The 16,700-nt window shown below is 71.8% G+C and carries 12 protein-coding genes; 10 read left to right on the top strand and 2 right to left on the bottom strand.

Annotated features, from left to right (window positions below):
* Positions 1-410: 410 nt before the first annotated feature.
* The 5 genes from ACWC5O_RS02265 to ACWC5O_RS02245 all read left to right on the top strand — a co-directional run bounded on the left by ACWC5O_RS02265 (position 411) and on the right by ACWC5O_RS02245 (position 6,511).
* Positions 411-2,573 (top strand): TIM-barrel domain-containing protein, encoded by a 2,163-nt coding sequence (locus ACWC5O_RS02265; RefSeq protein ID WP_450582231.1) that lies wholly within the window; start codon positions 411-413, stop codon positions 2,571-2,573.
* 132 nt (positions 2,574-2,705) lie between these two features.
* On the top strand, positions 2,706-3,914 hold the full coding sequence (locus tag ACWC5O_RS02260; protein WP_450582015.1) for a chitinase: 1,209 nt from the start codon (positions 2,706-2,708) through the stop codon (positions 3,912-3,914).
* A gap of 134 nt (positions 3,915-4,048) precedes the next feature.
* On the top strand, positions 4,049-4,822 hold the full coding sequence (locus tag ACWC5O_RS02255; RefSeq protein WP_450582017.1) for a polysaccharide lyase family 7 protein: 774 nt from the start codon (positions 4,049-4,051) through the stop codon (positions 4,820-4,822).
* A gap of 95 nt (positions 4,823-4,917) precedes the next feature.
* Complete coding sequence (locus ACWC5O_RS02250) at positions 4,918-5,370, top strand: hypothetical protein (RefSeq protein WP_450582019.1); 453 nt, start codon at positions 4,918-4,920, stop codon at positions 5,368-5,370.
* Positions 5,371-5,530: 160 nt separating this feature from the next.
* Positions 5,531-6,511 (top strand): hypothetical protein, encoded by a 981-nt coding sequence (locus ACWC5O_RS02245; protein ID WP_450582020.1) that lies wholly within the window; start codon positions 5,531-5,533, stop codon positions 6,509-6,511.
* Between the two features lie 233 nt (positions 6,512-6,744).
* Here the strand turns inward: ACWC5O_RS02245 and ACWC5O_RS02240 are convergent, their stop codons facing one another.
* Both ACWC5O_RS02240 and ACWC5O_RS02235 read right to left on the bottom strand, forming a co-directional pair.
* Positions 6,745-10,119: a pyruvate carboxylase gene (locus tag ACWC5O_RS02240; RefSeq protein ID WP_450582022.1), complete on the bottom strand. Its 3,375-nt coding sequence runs from the start codon at positions 10,117-10,119 to the stop codon at positions 6,745-6,747.
* Positions 10,120-10,404: 285 nt separating this feature from the next.
* Positions 10,405-11,301: a hypothetical protein gene (locus ACWC5O_RS02235; protein WP_450582024.1), complete on the bottom strand. Its 897-nt coding sequence runs from the start codon at positions 11,299-11,301 to the stop codon at positions 10,405-10,407.
* Between the two features lie 501 nt (positions 11,302-11,802).
* On the opposite strand from ACWC5O_RS02235, the gene ACWC5O_RS02230 reads away from it, so the two are divergent.
* The 5 genes from ACWC5O_RS02230 (at position 11,803) to ACWC5O_RS02210 (ending at position 16,563) form a co-directional block, all read left to right on the top strand.
* The gene (locus ACWC5O_RS02230; protein ID WP_450582026.1) at positions 11,803-13,263 is read left to right on the top strand and encodes an ATP-binding protein; all 1,461 of its coding nucleotides are present in this window, start codon (positions 11,803-11,805) and stop codon (positions 13,261-13,263) included.
* Positions 13,260-13,667: a roadblock/LC7 domain-containing protein gene (locus ACWC5O_RS02225; RefSeq protein ID WP_450582028.1), complete on the top strand. Its 408-nt coding sequence runs from the start codon at positions 13,260-13,262 to the stop codon at positions 13,665-13,667. Before ACWC5O_RS02230 ends, ACWC5O_RS02225 begins: the two co-directional genes overlap by 4 nt.
* Complete coding sequence (locus ACWC5O_RS02220; protein ID WP_450582030.1) at positions 13,664-14,011, top strand: DUF742 domain-containing protein; 348 nt, start codon at positions 13,664-13,666, stop codon at positions 14,009-14,011. The genes ACWC5O_RS02225 and ACWC5O_RS02220 overlap by 4 nt, the downstream gene beginning before the upstream one ends.
* Before the next feature lie 15 nt (positions 14,012-14,026).
* Complete coding sequence (locus ACWC5O_RS02215) at positions 14,027-15,235, top strand: cytochrome P450 (RefSeq protein WP_450582031.1); 1,209 nt, start codon at positions 14,027-14,029, stop codon at positions 15,233-15,235.
* A gap of 101 nt (positions 15,236-15,336) precedes the next feature.
* On the top strand, positions 15,337-16,563 hold the full coding sequence (locus ACWC5O_RS02210; protein ID WP_450582032.1) for a cytochrome P450 family protein: 1,227 nt from the start codon (positions 15,337-15,339) through the stop codon (positions 16,561-16,563).
* Positions 16,564-16,700: the final 137 nt, after the last annotated feature.

Raw genomic sequence — 16,700 nt, 5'->3', positions numbered from 1 at the left:
CCCTGGCCGCTGCCGTGCTCACCGCCCCGGCACCCGCCGCGGCCGCCGCGACAGCGGCCGGCGCCGTACTCGACTCCGCCCACAGCAGCGTCGACTGGCAGAGCCCGGTCTACGCCAAGGGGACGGGCGGCGGCCCTGATGGCTGCCCCGGTACGGCCGACGACCCCGACAGCAAGGTCTGCGACCGCTTCGACCTGACCGTCTCGGTGCCGGCCGGCTACTGGGACGACAACCCCGAGGGCGGGGTACCGCTGTCGATCAAGTGGGAGAAGCCCTCCGACGACTTCGACCTGTACGTCTACGACGACCACGGCAGGCAGGTGGCGTCCAGCGCCGGCACCGCCGACCCCGAGGCCACGGTGATCCCGCGCGCGTCGGGGACGTACCAGGTCCTGGTCGTGCCGTACGACGTGCACGACAACTCCTTCACGGGCACCGCCTATCTGCCCGCGACCACGGACGCCGGCGATCTCACGTCCTTCTCGGGGGGCGATGGGAGCTACACGATCGGCGCGGGCGCGCTCACGGCCCGCGCCGACTTCCTGACGGGGGGCCGACTCCGGCTCCAGGCGGACCCGTCGGGTTCGCTGAGCGATCCGGCAGGCACGGCCATCGTGCGCAAGGAGCCCGCGCTCCAGCGGCACACCTCGTCCTTCGACGCGGGCGACTACTACGGCGTCCGCTCCCCCGAAGCCGTGCTGCGCGTGTACAAGAAGCCGCTGCGGTTCGGGCTGTACGAGCCCGACAACCGCACCCGGATCTGGCAGGAGGACAAGCCGCTGCGCTGGTCCACCGGCGGGATGCGGCAGAGCCTCACGCGAGGTGCGGACGAGCAGTTCTTCGGCGGCGGTGAGCAGAACGGCAGCTTCTCGCACCGCGGGAGGACGATGTACGTGGCCAACAGCTTCGACTGGAACGAGGGCGGCTACAACAACTCCCAGCCGTTCTACCTCTCCAGCGCGGGCTACGGCGTCCTCCGCAACACCTTCGCGCCGGGCGTGTACACCTTCGGCTCACCGGTCACCACCGGGCAGCAGGAACGGCGCCTGGACGCCTACTACTTCCTCGGTGACGCGAAGCAGGTCATCGGGAAGTACACGGAGTTGGTGGGCAGGCCCTTCATGCCTCCGGTCTACGGTCTCGAACCCGGTGACTCGGACTGCTATCTGCACAACGCCAACCGGGGTGAGCGGCACACCCTGGACGCCCTGAAGATCGCCGACGGCTACACCGAGAACCAGATGCCACTCGGCTGGATGCTGGTCAACGACGGCTACGGCTGCGGGTACGAGAACCTGGAGCAGACCGCCAAGGGTCTGCAGGACCACCACGCCCAGCTCGGCCTGTGGACCCAGGACGGCATCGACAAGCTCGCCGATCAGGTCAAGGCCGGCCAGCGGGTGGCCAAGCTGGACGTGGCCTGGGGCGGCAACGGCTACAAGTTCGCGCTGGACGCCTGCGACGCGGCGAAGAAGGGCATCGAGGACAACAGCGACGCGCGCGGCTTCGTGTGGCTGCCGGTGTCCTGGGCGGGCGCCCAGCGGTGCGGGGTGCTGTGGAGCGGCGACCAGAAGCTGTCCTGGGACTACATCCGCTGGCAGATCCCGACCTACGCCGGGGCGACCATGTCCGGCATCGCCTACAACACCGGTGACGTGGGCAGCATCTACCGCCACGACGCCAGGATGTACGCCCGGGACCTGCAGTGGAAGGCGTTCCTGCCGGCCGTCATGACCATGGACGGCTGGGCCAGCGACATCACCACCGGCAAGCCCGCCGACCAGCAGCCGTGGCGGGACGGGGAGCCGTACACCTCGATCAACCGCAAGTACCTGCAGCTGAAGGAGCGACTGCTGCCGTACATGTACACCCTGTCCGCCGAGGCGGCGAAGACGGGCGTGGGCGCGGTGCGCCCGCTGTGGCTGGAGTACCCGGACGACCCCGACACGCTGGGCGCGCAGGCCAAGTACGAGTTCCTGTCCGGCCGCGACTTCCTCGTCGCCCCGGTCTACCAGGACTCCGACACCCGCGACGGCATCTATCTGCCCAAGGGCACCTGGACCGACTACTGGACCGGCCGCACCTACCAGGGTCCCATCACCCTGAACGGCTACCGTGCCCCGCTGGACACGCTCCCGCTGTTCGTGCGGGAGGGTGCGATCGTCCCCATGTGGCCCAAGGGCACGACGAGTTGGCAGACCCGCGACCGGAACGAGCTGGACTGGGACCTGTATCCGTCCGCCCACGGCACCAGCCGCTACACGCTGTACGAGGACGACGGCGTGACCCGGGACTTCGCCAAGGGCTCGGCCGCCACCCAGCGCGTGTCGGTGCACGCCGGCACCGCGGGGACGACCGTCTCGGTCGGCGCGAGCAAGGGCGAGTACGCGGGCAAGGTGGACGCGCGGACGTACCGGCTCACGGTGCACGGCGACACGGCGCCCGACCACGTGTTCCTCGACGGGCGGCAACTGCCCGGCTCCGCCTGGTCGTTCGACGGCGACAGTCAGGTGACGACCATCAGCACTCCGAGGCTGCCGCTCGGCCACGGCTTCACCCTTCGCCTCACCTGAGGGGCATCGAGTAAAGAGCTCGTATGGTCTAGTCCAAAGAGACCCTTTGGACTAGACCAACCCATTGACGTGACCGCATCAGCCCCGGAGGCTGGGGCACCTCCCCACCCCACACCCCTCTGGAGGCACGCAGTGAGACGTCTTCGGGCATGCCTGGGAGCGGCGGCCGCCGTCGGACTGGCCGCCGCGGGCACGACCGCGCTCGTCGCGGGCAACGCCTCGGGCGCGACCACCGCACTGAGCAACCGGTGGTACGCCGCAGCCCCTTACCTGATGCCGCTGGACAACGACCCGCCGGACGCGGCCACCATCATGGACGCCACCGGCCTCAAGGCCTTCCAGCTGGCCTTCATCCTCGCCCCCAACGGCGGCGGATGCTCCCCGACCTGGGGCGGCACGGCCGCGGTCTCCTCCGACACGGCGGCCCAGTCGGTCATCGACACCATCCGGGCCAAGGGCGGCGACGTCTCCGTCTCCATCGGCGGGTACGGCGGCACCAAGCTCGGGCAGGCATGCCCTGACGCCGCGTCCACGGCGGCCGCGTACCAGCAGGTCATCACCAAGTACGGGCTGCACGCCATCGACTTCGACCTGGAGGAGCCGGAGTACGAGAACAGCGCGGCGATCAGGAACGAGATCGGCGCCGCGAAGATCCTGCAGCAGAACAACCCGGGTCTGTACGTGTCCGTGACCACCGCCGGTACGGCGGACGGCACAGGCTGGTTCGGCAAGCAGATGCTGCTGGAGGCCAAGTCGCAGGGTTTCACCCCGAACAACTTCTCCATTATGCCCTTCGACGGCGGTTTCAACGGCGCGGCGAGCCAGACCAGCGCGCTGACCGACTTCAACTCGATCCTGCAGTCCACCTTCGGCTGGGACCAGGCGACCGCCTACGCCCACGAGGGCTTCTCCGGCATGAACGGCCGCAGCGACACCGGCGAGTACTTCACGCAGGCCGACTTCCAGACCGTGCTGGACTACGCCACCAGCCACAACATGGACCGGTTCACTTTCTGGTCCCTCAACCGCGACCGCCAGTGCACGCCGGCCGACAACGGCGGCCGCACCTCGGGCACTTGCTCCAGCGTGACCCAGAACTCCTGGGACTTCGCGAAGTACTCGGTGAAGTTCGCCGGGGTCACCCCGCCGACCGGCACGCCCACCCCCACTCCGACGCCGACCCCGACTTCCTGCAAGACCGCCTGGAGTCCGACGGCGGTGTACACCTCCGGGAACGAGGTCTCGTACAACAAGCACAACTGGAAGGCCAAGTGGTGGACCCAGAACGAGGTGCCCGGCGCCTCCGAGTGGGGTCCATGGCAGGACGAGGGCGCCTGCTGAACCTCTTGACGTGTCTGGTTCAGACCTCTAGCTTCACGGGTCACCGATGACCAAGGATGCGTTCAGCATTCAGCATACTGAACGAATGGTGGCTGAACGCCTGAACACATCCTTCCGGCGGAAGGACCCCCCACATGACCCGCTCCCGGCTCCTCGCGGCCACCACCGCCACGGGCTTCGCCCTCGCCCTCACCGCCCTCGGCGGCAGCGCCGGCGCGGCCGACCCGCACGTCGCGCCCGGCGGCAACTTCGACCTGTCCATATGGCAGCTCCAGGAACCCGTCGGCTCACCCGGCTCCCCGACCACCATCCCCTCGTCCCGGCTGCAGGGCGCGAACGGTTACCAGGACGCGTACTTCTACACCGACACCCGCGACGGAGCGATGACCTTCTGGGCGCCCGAGAAAGGCGTGACCACGCCGAACTCGAACTACGCCCGCTCCGAGCTGCGCGAGATGAACCGGAACGGCAGCGCCGCCGACTGGCCGCTCAGCGGCTCCCACCGGATGAGCGCGACCCTGCGGGTGGTCTCGGTGACCAAGAACGTGTGCGTGGGCCAGATCCACCTCGGCTCCGGCGGCTCCTCCACCAAACCGCTGCTGGAGCTGTACTACCACGCGAACGGCGACATCGTGCTCGGCACCGAGAACTCGCCGTCCGGCGGTCAGACCCAGCACACCGTGGGACACGTCTCGATCGGCAAGACGTGGAGCTACACCATCGCGATCTCCGGCGGGAACACCATCGAGCTGACCGTCAACGGCACCACCACCCGCTACGGCATCCCGTCGTCGTTCGCGCCGTACAAGCAGTACTTCAAGGCGGGCTCCTACAACCAGTCCTCCTCGGACAGCAGCACGAACGGGGCCCGCGTCGCCTTCTACGGGCTGACCGTCCAGCACGGGTGACACGCGGCGCGACCTGCGCGACTGGTGCAACGCGGCGGACGGTCGTAGCGTCGAGATGCACGCGGTCGGACACGGCACGACGGGTGGGAGCGGCCATGCGCGGATCAGTGCTGGGAACGGCAGTCACCCTGGCGGCAGGGGCCCTGCTCACAGCGGCCATGACCACGGCTTCGGCGAGCCCGCCCGCCACGGCACCGAAGGCCGATCCCCCGAGGCCCGTGCTGGTCGACTGCTTCTGGAACCGCCACGTCCGCCCGGCCGACTTCATCCTGGCCTGCGGCGACGGCAACAGCCGCCTGCTCGGGCTCCACTGGTCGCAGTGGGGCTCGCAAGGGGCGACCGCCGAGGGCTTGAACGCGGTCAACGACTGCAAGCCGTACTGCGCGGCGGGCACCTTCCACTCGTACCGGGTGACGGTCCGGCTGGACCGCCCGCGGCCGTGGACGAAGCATCCGGACGTCGAGCACTACACCCGGATGAGCCTCATCTACGAGGGTGCCCGGCCGGAAGGCTTCAAGCAGGTCATGACCTATCCGCTCTGGGACTGACCGCCCGCGGCCCGTCACCCGCGCGGGCCGCCCGCGGCGCCATGGCGTGGGCCGCGCGGGCGACCCCGCGGCCCGGCTCCCCTTCCCGGTGACCGGCACACCGCCATCTTTGTGTGACCCCGCACTCCGGCGCCCCGCGCGCCGTACGAAGAGAGGTCACATGCCCCGACTCCCCCGCCCGGCCGGTGCGGCCGCGGCCGCGCTCGCGCTCGGACTGATCGCGGCGGCGCCCGCCAGCGGCCACGAGCCGACCTTCACCGAGGTACGCGTCGTCGCCCACTTCGGGCTGGCCGCCGGGCAGACGCCCGAGAACATCGCGCTCGAACCCGACGGCTCCGCCGACCTCACCTTCGCCCTCGCCCGGCAGGTCGCCCACGTGACGCTCGACGGCGACACCCGGATCCTCGCGACCCTGCCGGCCGTGGCTCGTCCGGACACGCCCGTCGTGCGCAGCGCCGTCGTCACCGGCATCGCCCGCGGGTACGACGGCACGCTGTACGTCACCTACGCGACCGGCACGCGGGAGACCGGCATCTGGCGGATCCCGGCCGGGGGTGGTGCGCCCGAGCAGATCGCCCAGCTGCCGCCGGACGGACTCCCCGACGGCCTGGCCCTCGACGGGCGCGACGGCGTGCTCTACGCCGCCGACTCCGCGCTGGGCACCGTCTGGCGCGTCCCCGTGTCGGGCGGCACCCCCACGGTGTGGGCGCGGGGCACACAGCTCGACCCGCGCCAGGTACCGCCCGGCACCGGGTACGGCGCCAACGGCATCAAGGTGCACCGCGGCGCGGTGTGGGTGTCCAACAGCGACCGCGGGACGCTGCTGCGCTTCCCCTTCGCCCCGGACGGCTCCGCGGGCCCGGTCGAGACGCGGGCCACCGGACTCGCCGGCATCGACGACTTCGCCTTCCCCGGACACGGGAGCACCGTGCTGGCCGCACTGAACGGCTCCAGCGAGCTGGTCCTGGCGCGCCGCGACGGCACCCACTCGGTGGTCCTCACCCGTCAGGACGGGCTGTCCAACCCGACCTCGGTGGCCGTGCGCGGCCGGACCGTCTACGTGCCCGGCGCCGCGTACTCGACCAGGCGGGACCCGAACCTGCTCCTGGCCCGTCTGCGGCAGCTCTTCGGCCGCCTCTAGGTCTGTCGTCGGACTCCCGTCGCCCGCCCGAAGGGCCGGCCGCACGCCCGCCGCGATGGGAGGCTGATGCCGCTGCAGGTGCGTGCGAACGGGGGCACCTCCCACGCCCTTGAGGCAGTGGGAGGAGCGCGCATGGCGTCGCGCGGCAGGCGGAAGCCTGACGACAGGGCCTGGCCCGCTGTGCGCTTGCCGCGGCCGGGTGGGTGTCCCCCCCGGCCGCGGCAAACGGTGTCTCAGGCGATCTCGACCAGCAGGTCGCCGCCCTCCACCTGCTGGATCCGGTTGATGGCCAGCCGGGACACCCGGCCCGCCCTGGGCGCGGTGATCGTGGCCTCCATCTTCATCGCCTCGATGGTGGCGACCGTCGCGCCGGCCGCGACCTCGTCGCCCTCGGCGACCGCGAGCGTGACCACACCGGCGAACGGCGCCGCCACATGGCCCGGGTTGGCGCGGTCGGCCTTCTCGGTCACCGGCACGTCCGAGGCGGCCGCCCGGTCACGGACCTGGATCGGCCGCAGCTGGCCGTTGAGCGAGGACATCACGGTGCGCATGCCGCGCTCATCGGCCTCGCCGACCGCCTGCAGCTCGATCAGCAGCCGCACGCCCGGCTCCAGGTCGACGGCGTACTCCTTGGCGGGCCGCAGGCCGTAGAAGAAGTCCTTGCTGTCCAGGACGCTGGTGTCGCCGAAGCTCTGGCGGTGGGTGTCGAACTCGCGGGTCGGACCGGGGAACAGCAGGCGGTTGAGGGTCGCCCGGGGCTCCTTCGCCAGCCCGTCGCGGTCCTCGGCGGACAGTTCCGGGGCCGGCTTGGGCTCGCCGCGGCCCTGGAGGGCCTTGGTGCGGAACGGCTCGGGCCAGCCGCCGGGCGGGGTGCCCAGCTCGCCGCGCAGGAAGCCGATGACCGAGTCGGGGATGTCGAACCGGTCGGGGGTCGCCTCGAAGTCCGCCGGGGAGACTCCGGCGCCCACCAGGTGCAGGGCGAGGTCGCCGACCACCTTGGACGACGGGGTGACCTTCACCAGGCGGCCCAGGATGCGGTCGGCGGCGGCGTACATGGCCTCGATGTCCTCGAAGCGGTCGCCGAGGCCGAGGGCGACGGCCTGGGTGCGCAGGTTGGACAGCTGGCCGCCGGGGATCTCGTGGTGGTAGACGCGTCCGGTCGGGGAGGCGAGGCCCGCCTCGAACGGGGCGTAGATCTTGCGGACACCCTCCCAGTACGGCTCCAGGTCACCGACGGCCTGGAGGTTCAGTCCGGTGGGCCGCTCGGAGTGGTCGGTGGCGGCGACCAGCGCCGACAGCGACGGCTGCGAGGTCGTACCCGCCATGGAGGCCACCGCGCCGTCCACCGCGTCGGCGCCCGCCTGGATCGCCGCGAGGTAGGTGGCGAGCTGGCCGCCCGCCGTGTCGTGCGTGTGCAGATGCACCGGCAGGTCGAACTCGCGGCGCAGCGCGGACACCAGCTTGGCGGCGGCCGGGGCGCGCAGCAGTCCGGCCATGTCCTTCACGGCGATGACATGGGCGCCGGCCTCGACGATCTGCTCGGCGAGGCGCAGGTAGTAGTCGAGGGTGTACAGCCGCTCGGCGGGGTCGTTGAGGTCGGCGGTGTAGCAGAGGGCGACCTCGGCGATCGCGGTGCCGGTCTCGCGTACGGCGTCGATGGCGGGCCGCATCTGGCCGACGTCATTGAGGGCGTCGAAGATCCGGAAGATGTCGATGCCGGTGGCGGCCGCCTCCTGGACGAAGGCGTCGGTGACCTCGGTCGGGTACGGGGTGTAGCCGACGGTGTTGCGGCCGCGCAGCAGCATCTGGAGGCAGATGTTGGGGACGGCCTCGCGCAGGGCGGCCAGCCGCTCCCACGGGTCCTCGGCGAGGAAGCGCAGCGCCACGTCGTACGTGGCGCCGCCCCAGCACTCCAGGGAGAGCAGCTCGGGCAGGGTGCGGGCGACGACCGGGGCGACGGCGAGCAGGTCCTTGGTGCGTACCCGGGTGGCGAGCAGCGACTGGTGGGCGTCGCGGAAGGTGGTGTCGGTGACGCCGATGGTCGGCGACTCGCGCAGGTGCCGGGCGAAGCCCTCGGGGCCGAGGTCGACCAGTCGCTGCCGGGAGCCTGCCGGGGGCTCGCCGGCCGGGAGCGGCGGCAGCTTGGTGACCGGGTCGAGCAGGTCGGGGCGCTTGCCGTGCGGCTTGTTGACGGTGACGTCGGCGAGGTAGGTGAGCAGCTTGGTGCCGCGGTCGGCGGAGCTGCGGGCGGTCAGCAGGTGCGGGCGCTCCTCGATGAACGAGGTGGTGACCCGCCCGGCCTGGAAGTCGGGGTCGTCCAGGACGGCCTGGAGGAAGGGGATGTTGGTGGCCACACCGCGGATGCGGAACTCGGCGACGGCACGCCGGGCGCGGCCGATGGCGGCCCGGAAGTCACGGCCCCGGCAGGTGAGTTTGACCAGCATCGAGTCGAAGTGCGCGCTGATCTCCGTACCCGCGTGGGTGGTGCCGCCGTCGAGGCGGATGCCGGAGCCGCCGGGCGAGCGGTAGGCGCTGATCCGGCCGGTGTCCGGGCGGAAGCCGTTGGCCGGGTCCTCGGTGGTGATCCGGCACTGCAGGGCGGCGCCGCGCAGGGTGACGGTGTCCTGGGACAGGCCGAGGTCGGCGAGGGTCTCGCCGGAGGCGATGCGCAGCTGGGCCTGGACCAGGTCGACGTCGGTGACCTCCTCGGTCACCGTGTGCTCGACCTGGATGCGCGGGTTCATCTCGATGAAGACGTGGTTGCCGTCACGGTCGAGGAGGAACTCGACGGTGCCCGCGTTGCGGTAGCCGATCTCGCGGGCGAAGCGCACGGCGTCGTCACAGATCCGGTCCCGGAGCGCGGGGTCGAGGTTGGGTGCGGGCGCCAGTTCGATGACCTTCTGGTGGCGGCGCTGCAGCGAGCAGTCTCGCTCGAAGAGGTGAATGACGTTGCCCTCGCCGTCGGCGAGGATCTGCACCTCGATGTGGCGCGGGTCGACGACGGCCTTCTCCAGGAAGACGGTCGGGTCGCCGAAGGCGGAGGCGGCCTCGCGGGACGCGGCCTCGATTGACTCGCGCAGCTGAGCGGGGTCCTCCACCCGGCGCATGCCGCGCCCGCCGCCGCCCGCGACCGCCTTGACGAAGACGGGGAAGCCGATCTCCTCGGCCGCGCGGACGAGTTCGTCGACGTCGGTGGAGGGCTCGGACGAGCCCAGCACGGGTACGCCCGCCGCCCGGGCCGCGGCGACCGCGCGGGCCTTGTTGCCGGTCAGCTCCAGCGTGTGCGCGCTCGGCCCGACGAAGGTGATGCCCGCCTCCTCGCAGGCGCGGGCGAGTTCGGGGTTCTCGGACAGGAATCCGTAACCCGGGTAGACGGCGTCGGCGCCCGCCCGGCGAGCGGCGCCCACGATCTCCTCGACGGAGAGATAGGCCCGCACCGGGTGTCCCGGTTCCCCGATCTCGTAGGCCTCATCGGCCTTCAGCCGGTGCAGCGAGTTGCGGTCCTCGTGCGGGAACACGGCGACCGTGCGCGCGCCGAGTTCGTAGCCCGCCCGGAACGCGCGGATCGCGATCTCTCCACGGTTGGCGACCAGCACCTTGCGGAACATCCTGGATTCCCTTCAGCTGCCTGCCGGCGACGAACACCATGGTGTCAGCCACGCCTTGCCGTACGTCGCGGCAACATTAGGGGTTGCCCGCACGTGTCGAAGTGCGAAAAGCGTCACATTGACGTGGCCCGGACATGCCAGTGAGAGCCGACCCCTCTCAGCAGGTACGTCACCACCGGCCATGCTCATCACAACAGCCTGGCACAGGACAAGAACTCCCACCCCGCGGAGTCCTGCTACAGCGGTGTCGACGGGCGCACAAGGACCGCCGCGTCCTCAAGGTCATCATCGGCTGACATCGGCTCCGGGCACGCTGCTGGACCGGCGCTCGAGGGAGGCCAGGACGGCATCGGGGGTGGGATCCGCCGACCGGGGGCGGCCCGGACCCGGGGGAACCGGTACCGGCACGGCTTCCACCGGAGCGGGCTCGGTGATCCGCGCCGCCTGCCATGAGCGTCCGAAGGACCGCGACCGCTCCCGGCGGCCGTGCAGGAGGCCCAGCACGATCGAGACGCCCACCGCGACCAGGTGCTCGCGTCCGGCGAGGTTCGGCACCGCGACGGACTCCCACACCATCGAGCCGCCGGTCAGCGTGAACACCACGGGTGCGCGCCGGACGACCGCCAGATAGGTGAACAGGCCCACCACGGCCGCCGATGGTCCGGTGTCGAGCACCTTGCCGCACTCGGGCGGCAGTCCGAACCCCCACCAGCCCGGGCCGATCGCGATCATCAGGCGGGCGGTGAGCGTGCCCGCCAGGGTGGTGGCGTAGGCGATCTCCAGGGTCCGGGCCCGGCCGAGGGTCAGTTCGGCGAGGGCGAAGGCGAGGAACAGCTGGGTGATGCCCGCCCACACCGGCAGATCGAGCGCCGGGACGTACAGCGACACCGGGGTGCGCAGCAGGGACAGCCACAGCGGCACGTCGGCCTTGACGCCGCCGAGCCGCTCGACCCACAACGCTCCAAAGGGGTGCTGCGCGACGTCGTGGAAGAAGATGACGCCGAACGCTGCGACGAACGCCAGTAACAGCCCGGGCAGTCCGCGCCGGGCGAGCAGGCGCACCGGGTCGACGACGATGGCGTACCACTCCGCCCGCAACGTGCGCCCGGTGAACCGGGCGAGGCAGGCGAGCACGGCACGGACCTGGTCCGTGCGCCCGGCGGTGTTCCCGTCAGCGCTCATGAGGCACGGCAGCCCATCGCCCCTCGGTCCCCCGTCACCCGCATCGCCCCCTTCGCCCCGCTCCCCGCGCTTCGGCTGTACAGGGAGTTTGCTCACTTTCCACCCGTTTCAGCCGTCATCGTACTGATGTACTGTTCCACCCCTTCCGCCCGGGCCGCCCCGGTCCGGCCGCTCACAGTTCAGCGAGCCCGGGGCCGGGCGTCAAGATCCCTCCGGCCTGCGCCGCAGTGACAAGAAACAGGCGCACGAGAGGCAACCTGCCCGGCTTCCGGCACGTCGCCGACCGGCGGGGGCGCGTGCCCGTGCGGCCCCGAGACAGCCGGCGCCCGGTCAACGCACACGCTCGACCGCCCACTTCGTGGAAACACACCTGAACCTTCCAGATTCGATCATCAACTCTCGTATAGTGACCGCCAGTTCACGCTCGATAGCCATTCCGCCAGCCGCTCGCCCCTGCTCGCCCCTGCTCGCCCCCTCTGCCGCGAGGACCACACCGGACCGATGACCGTGCCCACGCATCCCGGCGAACGACCTTCCCTCCGTACGCTCACCGCCGCCCTCGCCGTGTCCGGTGCGCTCTCGGCACTCGTGGTGCTCGCGGCCGTGTCGGCCGCGCCGGACTCGGTGCGCGCGCCGCTCGCCTGGGGCGGGGGTGCGGCGGCGGTCGTGCTCTGTGCCGCCGTGGTCACGGCCGTCCACGCCGGGCACACCGCGCGCGGCACCCGGCGCAGGCTGGACAGCGCGACCCAGGACATCGGCCGGCTTCTGCAGCAGCAGGCCCGAGCGACTGAGGAGACGCGTCGGGAACAGCAGCGGCTCATCGACGAAATGGCCGCACAGCAGGCGGAGTTCACGGCCGAACGGACGCGGCTCATCCGGGAGGGCGCACAGGAGCTGGATCGGGTCCGCGACGAGAACACCCGGCTGGCAAAGGAGTTGCGGCAGACTCGGCGCGAGCGGGCCGCGGCGATCTCCGCGACCGCCAACGCGGCAGCCCGGATGCAGGCCCTCGCCACGGCGACCCTCGCCGATCTGCGGGCGATGGAGGACCGGCACACCGGCGAGGACGTCCTCGCCGACCTCCTCCACCTGGACCATCGCACGGCCCAGGCCGGCCGGCTCGCCGACTCCGTCGCCGTCCTGACCGGGGCGCGTTCGGGCCGCAGGTGGGCGCGGCCCATCGGGATGGAGTCACTGCTGCGTGGCGCGCTGGGCCGGATCGCCGGCTACCAGCGGGTGCGGGTGCACTCGGTCAGCGAGACCGCCGTCGTCGGACACGCGGCCGAGGGCGTGATGCACGCGCTCGCCGAACTCCTCGACAACGCGGCGAAGTTCTCGCCGCCGACGGCCGAAGTGCACGTCTACGTCGAGGAGGTGGCGGCCGGGGTCCTCGTGTCCGTGGAGGACAGCGGCCTGGTGATGGGGGACGTGCAGCTGCGCCGGGCCGAGCGGGCGGTCGCCGGTGACGCCTCCGAGCTGGGTGGCCTGACGGGGACCCGGCTCGGGCTCGCCGTGGTCGGCCGGCTGGCCCGCAAGCACGGTCTCAAGGTGTCGTTCCGGCCGTCGGCGCGCGGCGGCACCGGCGTGCTGATACTCATCCCGCAGGAGATCCTCAGCGGCCCCGCCACGCGTCCGGACGCCGGGCGGCCGGCCGAGCCGACGGTCACCGCGGGCCCCTCCCCGGTCCACGAGTCCCCCGCGCCTTTCGCGGGCGGAGGTCCGACCGGGCTGCCGAGACGGCGCCGGGACCGCACCGTCGCCGAGGCCGAGCGGTCCCGCCCGGCGCCCCGGAGCACCGAGCCACGCCCCGCGCCGGACACCGACGAGGCCACGACCCGGGTCACCCGCTTCAGCGCCTTCCGGCAGGCCGTCCGCCCCGCTCCCGGGCCCGCCGACGAGCCCGAGCACGGCTCCCCCACCTCCCACCCGCACGCGCACCCGGAAGGCGACGCCCCCTCATGAACGGTCCGAGCACAGCCGACGAGACGCTCACCTGGCTCCTGGAGGGACTGCTGGAGAGGACACCCGGGGCGCGGCACGCGCTCGTGCTGTCCCGGGACGGGTTGAAGCTCTGCCGGTCCCCGGAGTTGAGCATGGACCAGGCCGACCAGCTCGCCGCGATCGCCGCCGGGATCCAGTCGCTGTCGCGCGGGGCGTCGGCCGAGTTCGGCGACGGCAGCGGAGGTGTGCGTTCGGCGATGACCGAGTTCCACGGGGGCGTGCTGTACATCGTCGAGGCGGGCGCGGGCGCCCACTTGGCCGTCGTGACGACGGAGGAAGCGGACGCCGGGGTCGTCGGGCACCACATGACCGAACTGGTGGAGCAACTGGGCGAGCACCTGACCGCTCGGCCCCGTACGTCATGAGCCGCCCCGGCAGGGACGACGCCCCCGACCGTCTCTACACCCTCACCCAGGGGCGCAGCCGGCCCGGCCCCGACAACCCCTTCGACCTGGTCACGCTGGTCGTCGCCGAGTCGGAGCCGAGGGCCGGCATGCAGTCGGAGCACGCTGCGATCCTGCGGATGACCGAGTTCCCCGCCTCGGTGGTGGAGATCGCCGCCGAGCTGTGCCTGCCCGTCGGCATCACCAAGGTGCTGCTGTGCGACCTGCTGGCGGCGGGCCGCGTCAGTGCCCGTCATCCGCGCCCGCCGACCGTCACCGATCCCGACATCCTGGAACAGGTGATCGTTGCACTCCGCAACCTCTGATCAACAGGAGTTCGTGTGATCCCCGACGCCGTCCCCCTGACCGGCCCCCGCTTCCAGACCGAACCCGCCCGCCTGTACCGGGAGATGCGGCGCGAGCACGGCGCCGTCGTCCCCGTGCTGCTCGACGGCGGCGTTCCGGCCTGGCTGGTGCTCGGGTACCGCGAACTGCACCAGGTGACCGGCGATCCGGTGCTGTTCAGCCGGGACTCCGAGCTGTGGAACCAGTGGGCGAACATACCGGCGGACTGGCCGCTGCTGCCGATGATCGGCCACCGGCAGCCGTCGATCCTCTACACCGTCGGTGAACGGCACCGGCAGCGCGCCGCGATGATCAGTGACGCCCTGGAGGCGGTGGACCCCTCCGAACTGCGGGGACACGCCGAGCGGTTCGCGGACGAGCTGATCGACGCAGTCTGCGCCGCGGGCGAGACCGACCTGGTCGCGCACTACGCGATGCTGCTCCCGGTGCGGGTCCTCGCCCGCCTGTACGGCTTCCCGGACGAGGACGGTCCGGGTCTGGTCACCGCCCTCAACGACATGATCGACGGACGCGAGCGGGCCCTCGCGGGCCAGGGTCATCTGGCCGCCTCCATGCGGCAGTTGCTCGCCGACCGCAGGAAGGAGCCGGCGGGCGACGTGGTCTCCCGGATGCTCGCCGACGACAGCGGCTTCACCGACGAGGAGCTCGCACAGGACCTGATGGTGATGATGGCGGCCGGGCACCAGCCGACCGCCGACTGGATCGGCAACTCGCTCCGGCTGATGCTCACCGACGACCGGTTCGCCGCCTCCCTGTTCGGCGGGCAGGGCAGCGTCGCCGAGGCGATGAACGAGGTGCTGTGGGAGGACACGCCCACGCAGACCGTGGCCGGCCGCTGGGCCGCCCGCGACACCCGCCTCGGCGGCCGCCCGGTCGGGGCCGGCGACCTGCTGCTGCTCGGACTGCAGGGCGCCAACTCCGATCCCCAGGTCCGCACCGACGCCTCAGCGCTGACCGGCGGGAACAGCGCGCACTTCTCGTTCGGCCACGGCGAGCACCGCTGCCCGTTCCCCGCGCAGGAGATCGCCGAGGTGATCGCGCGCACCGGCATCGAGGTCGTGCTGGACCGGCTGCCGGACATCGACCTGGCGGTGCCCGCCGAGTCCCTCGCCCGCCGTCCCTCGCCCTGGCTCAGGGGACTGACCCAGCTGCCCGTCCGGTTCACGCCCGTACCCGCCCTCTGATCCCGCGTCGCCTCGGCCGACCCGCTCGTCCGCCGGGGTCCGGGGGTCGTCCCCCGGACCGGCGCGGTACCCCCGACCCCTGCCCTGGGAGGCACGCCACGATGACGACCGGAACCGACCACACCCGGATCGCCCTCGACCCCTTCGTCACCGACCTGGACGGCGAGAGTGCGGCGCTGCGCGCGGCCGGCCCGCTCGCCGCCGTGGAACTGCCGGGCGGCGTCCCGGTGTGGGCGGTCACCCACCACGCCGAGGCCAAGGCGCTGCTCACCGACCCGCGGCTGGTGAAGGACATCAACGTGTGGGGCGCCTGGCGGCGCGGCGAGATCCCGGCGGACTGGCCGCTGATCGGCCTCGCCAACCCGGGCCGTTCCATGCTCACCGTGGACGGCGCCGACCACCGCCGCCTGCGCACGCTGGTCGCGCAGGCGCTCACCCCGCGCCGGGTGGAGCGGCTGCGGGAGCGGATCGAGAAGCTCACCCAGGACCTGCTCGACGCGCTGCCCGCCGGCGAGGAGGTCGTGGACCTCAAGGCGGCCTTCGCCTATCCACTGCCCATGTACGTCGTCGCCGACCTGATGGGCCTCGACGAGGCACGGCTGCCCCGCCTGAAGTTGCTGTTCGAGAGGTTCTTCTCCACGCAGACGCCGCCCGAGCAGGTCGTCGCGACCCTCACCGAGCTGGCGGGGATCATGGCGGAGACGGTGGCGGCGAAGCGGGCCGAGCCGGGCGACGACCTGACCAGCGCCCTGATCCTCGCCTCCGAGGACGGCGACCACCTCACGGACCAGGAGATCGTCTCCACCCTCCAGCTGATGGTCGCGGCGGGGCACGAGACGACCATCTCCCTGATCGTGAACGCCGTCGTCAACCTCTCCGCCCACCCCTGCCAGCGGGCCCTGGTGCTGTCCGGGCAGGCCGACTGGTCGGCGGCGATCGAGGAGACACTGCGCCACTCGACCCCGACCTCGCACGTCCTGATCCGCTTCGCGACCGAGGACGTGCCGGTGGGTGACAGGGTGCTCCCGGCCGGGGACGCGCTGATCGTGTCGTACGGGGCGATCGGCCGCGACGAGAACGCGCACGGCCCGGACGCCGGGGAGTTCGACGTCACGCGGGAGACGAGGAACCGTCACATCTCCTTCGGACACGGCCCGCACGTGTGCCCCGGCGCGGCGCTGTCCCGACTGGAGGCGGGGGTGGCACTGCCCGCGCTCTACGCCCGCTTCCCCGCCCTGGAGCTGGCGGTGCCGCCGTCCGAGCTGCGCAACAAGCCGGTCGTCACCCAGAACGACCTGTTCGAGCTGCCGGTCCGGCTGAACGGCTGAGTTGACTTCGAGTGCGCTCCAAGTCATAGCGTTGCGGACATCCCGGCGCACAAAGGTCACTGCGCCCGGCCGCCCCCACGGGATGCCGGGCGACGGAATCCGTCGCTAGACGGATGGGGCCTCCGCGCCGTACGGAA

The organism is Streptomyces sp. NPDC001450, from assembly GCF_053597295.1.
This window is presented reverse-complemented; position numbering and strand designations above follow the sequence as displayed.

Coding starts and splice junctions, on each gene's coding strand:
- ACWC5O_RS02255 (WP_450582017.1), top strand. CDS start 4,049: ATGACCCGCTCCCGGCTCCTCGCGGCCACCACCGCCACGGGCTTCGCC.
- ACWC5O_RS02250 (WP_450582019.1), top strand. CDS start 4,918: ATGCGCGGATCAGTGCTGGGAACGGCAGTCACCCTGGCGGCAGGGGCC.
- ACWC5O_RS02245 (WP_450582020.1), top strand. CDS start 5,531: ATGCCCCGACTCCCCCGCCCGGCCGGTGCGGCCGCGGCCGCGCTCGCG.
- ACWC5O_RS02240 (WP_450582022.1), bottom strand. CDS start 10,119: ATGTTCCGCAAGGTGCTGGTCGCCAACCGTGGAGAGATCGCGATCCGC.
- ACWC5O_RS02235 (WP_450582024.1), bottom strand. CDS start 11,301: ATGAGCGCTGACGGGAACACCGCCGGGCGCACGGACCAGGTCCGTGCC.
- ACWC5O_RS02230 (WP_450582026.1), top strand. CDS start 11,803: ATGACCGTGCCCACGCATCCCGGCGAACGACCTTCCCTCCGTACGCTC.
- ACWC5O_RS02225 (WP_450582028.1), top strand. CDS start 13,260: ATGAACGGTCCGAGCACAGCCGACGAGACGCTCACCTGGCTCCTGGAG.
- ACWC5O_RS02220 (WP_450582030.1), top strand. CDS start 13,664: ATGAGCCGCCCCGGCAGGGACGACGCCCCCGACCGTCTCTACACCCTC.
- ACWC5O_RS02210 (WP_450582032.1), top strand. CDS start 15,337: ATGACGACCGGAACCGACCACACCCGGATCGCCCTCGACCCCTTCGTC.